The following is a 713-nucleotide window of genomic DNA, read 5'->3' on the forward strand; positions in this document are numbered from 1 at the left end:
CCCACAGAATTTCTCGTGTTCCGTGGTACTCTTTCGTGATAGGTATCTTCTCTTTCGCCTACAGGACTGTTACCTTCTTTGGTTACTCTTCCCAGATTATTCGGCTAGATATTTTCCCCGTCTTCACTTTCGGGCTCTTCCCCGTTCGCTCGCCGCTACTTAGGGAATCGAGTTTTCTTTCTTTTCCTCAGGTTACTTAGATGTTTCAGTTCACCTGGTTCGCTTCCTATAGTTATGAATTGGCTATAGGATACCTCTATTGAGGTGGGTTTCCCCATTGGGATATCTACGGGTCATAAGATATTTGCTCCTTACCGTAGCTTTTCGCAGCTTGTCACGTCCTTCTTCGCCTCTTGGTGCCTAGGCATTCACCTAGTGCTCTTTTTAACTTGACCTTTGTTAATAAACATGTTCTTGTTTATTTCCAGTTCATTGTTTTTATTAAGAAATTTTGATTAGTTTTTAAGTTGTTATGGTTCTCTTCTTTTTCAAGAAGGTCAATACACTTATGTGTATCTTGGTGGAGATAAGGAGATTCGAACTCCTGACCTCCTGCTTGCAAGGCAGGCGCTCTCCCAACTGAGCTATACCCCCATATATAATTAATATAGTGTGAAGATCTTTTTCCTTAGAAAGGAGGTGATCCAGCCGCACCTTCCGATACGGCTACCTTGTTACGACTTCACCCCAGTCACTTATCCTACCTTCGACTG

1 tRNA gene and 2 rRNA genes are annotated in these 713 nt (G+C 42.8%); all 3 read right to left on the minus strand.

Annotated elements, in window-relative coordinates:
• Positions 1-395, minus strand: a 23S ribosomal RNA gene (locus KQI68_RS10255); the annotation flags it as partial.
• Positions 396-518: 123 nt separating this feature from the next.
• Positions 519-594, minus strand: a tRNA-Ala gene (locus KQI68_RS10260).
• A 38-nt stretch (positions 595-632) separates the two neighbouring features.
• A 16S ribosomal RNA gene (locus KQI68_RS10265) occupies positions 633-713 on the minus strand; the annotation flags it as partial.

Source organism: Peptoniphilus ovalis (assembly GCF_018919265.1).
Taxonomy (GTDB): Bacteria; Bacillota; Clostridia; order Tissierellales; family Peptoniphilaceae; genus Peptoniphilus_A; species Peptoniphilus_A ovalis.